Raw genomic sequence first — 2,395 nt, 5'->3', positions numbered from 1 at the left:
AAAATCAATGACTCTGTCCCCTTTGATTATGACCCCTTTGATTAAAACCTAACGATTCTGTAACCGGCGAATTTAATCGCCATCGAAAATGATCCCTAGGCTAGATTACGCAGCAAGTAATTCAGGACGACGGTTCACAGCTTTGTTATTTATTTGACTTATCATGTTCAATTTTCCTCAACACCACATGAATAGTTGAAAGATAAAAGTAGAACATCCAACTTAACCATATTGCAGCATCATAATTAGTTTTTTGCTTATCATTGTGGTGCCGGATACCAAAATTATTTGCGAGATTGAAAAGGTCCTTTTCGTCTTTATTTGTTAATAATTCTTGAACATACGGTTTCAAGTATTCAAGCACATCTGCTAAGTCTCTTACTGCCTGTCTTCTATCATCAATACTAGAACCATGCCTGCGAAAATTATTTGTTGCGGAATTTATTCTACTTACAATGTTATTGTCTGTTGAAGGTACATCTGCGTTAAAAATATTTTCAAACCCTATTTCTGGCTTGTGCAATACTTCTCCCGACTTCGACAATTCAAATTTATTTTTATAGTGACCAAGGACACCATTAATCTTTTCAAGAAATAACTCTTGACCTTGCACTTTATTGAAGGTTTCCCAATGCATACCGCAGTCATTGTAACTATGGTAATTGCCATCTATTGGTTTAGAAACATACTGATATAAAAATTCAATTAAATCTAAGAAATCATCTTCTGTGTAAGTCGTCCAATTCTCACTTATCGGCCAAAGCTTTTTTTTGCGAATTGTCAAAAGCATTTCAAGTTCAATATCTTCTATTTTTCCGCTAACGTAGTCTTGGTCAATACACCAAAAGCCAAACGCCTCATCAAAATATCCGTCTTTCTCAAGTATTCCAAAAACTCGAGTAAACAATTCAATAGTATCTTCAAGCGGTAGCCCATCTTGATTGGGGTTAGTACCGGCTCTCTGTGAGTAATACTTATGTGCCATTCGATATCACCTAAAACTAACGCAGCGCTCACCGACAAATTAGGAGCGCAGCGAGTAATTTACCCGTATGGAGTGCCTTGTTCAGCGTCTACTGCACTTTTTGTTACTTTTCCATATCGTCTCTTCATGCGATCACATGTATCTCTGACCTTTCTTCGAATAACATGCTCAGGCTGGCCTTCATTTTTTTCACGAACTCTATTTGCTATCTCGATTAATTCTCTCGGCATATATTCTGATGCATCAGCTTCAAAAAATAGAGGAAGCAATTGTTCTTGATCTCTACTAAAGTTCGTCCTAGAAGGACCAAAAGACAAGGTGTTAGCTAAAAAATCCAAGGACATTAATGGGGACGAAAGCGGGCGCTCAAACTCTTCTTTAAGTTTATTCCTGATCTTCCAAGCTAAGCTATCAATTGTAAGCCACCAGTGTTTATAACCCAGCTCTGATACTTGTTCTTTTTGCCGCATTCCAATGACACCCACATAACTCTCAACATCATGCTTTATCAACGCTTCCGTTATGGCCTCATCAAAATTGACATTTTCACTTCGTCTTCCCTTATGAGCCTCTGCCCATAATGCTTCTATACGAAACCTTGTATCTTCTTCTACTAATTGAAGAGCATCAACCAATGGCTCAACTGCAATATTAAAACTATGTTTAAGGTATTCTTCTATATCATCCTCAGGTCGATATTGCCCATGAAAAACTTCAATAGATGAGGCAAATTTTACAGGCTCGTACCCCTGCTCAACATAATGGTAATACAAGAAAGGAATTCTTCCGTTCCACTGGGTTAAACTTCTTCTTGAGCAAGTGATCGAAATATTAATATGTTGCAATACTTCCCTGATCACCCCATCTGTGACACATAACTCAACACCGCTTTCTATTAAAGAAGAAACAATATTTGAATATTTTTTGTTTTGCTCTTCTCTATAGAATGTTTCAACGAGTAAGGGCAATACGATAGTAGTATCCAACCAGATTTTTCCGTGACTAAATATTTTTTTTGTCACTTTCTGAACGTCAGGTGTTTCACACAAAAAGGAATAAAGCGTATAAGTATCAGATATTTTTTTCAGATGGGTCTTAACTGCGGGTAAGCTAGAGCTTAACAATCTTGCTATTACATTTAGAGCAATATCAGGGAAATGGGCTAGATAGCCCTCCGTTGATGGAAAGTCATTTATATCTGAGAATATACAATTATTTAGCGTACGATGGTCATTTAAACAAATATCACCGCTCACTACAGAAGCAGCAAATAACTCCCCAGACTTGATAAGATAGTTATCAATAATTCTCAATATTCTATTAGATATCTCCTCGATATTTTCATCATTTATGTGATCGCTATCCTCCCTCTCATTTTCAACCAACCTTTCAATTTCATTGGAAAAATTT

General features: G+C 36.7%; 2 protein-coding genes. Both read right to left on the bottom strand.

Annotated elements, in window-relative coordinates:
* Positions 1-145: 145 nt before the first annotated feature.
* Positions 146-985, bottom strand: coding sequence for a hypothetical protein (locus tag BGP77_RS01130; RefSeq protein ID WP_108162905.1), 840 nt, complete (start codon positions 983-985; stop codon positions 146-148).
* Between the two features lie 59 nt (positions 986-1,044).
* A partial coding sequence (locus BGP77_RS01125; protein WP_199224160.1) for a hypothetical protein occupies positions 1,045-2,395 on the bottom strand: 1,351 nt, incomplete at its 5' end.

Source organism: Saccharospirillum sp. MSK14-1 (assembly GCF_003054965.1).
Taxonomy (GTDB): Bacteria; Pseudomonadota; Gammaproteobacteria; order Pseudomonadales; family Natronospirillaceae; genus Saccharospirillum.
Note: the sequence above shows the minus strand (reverse complement) of the source record. Positions and strands in the feature narration are given on the sequence as shown.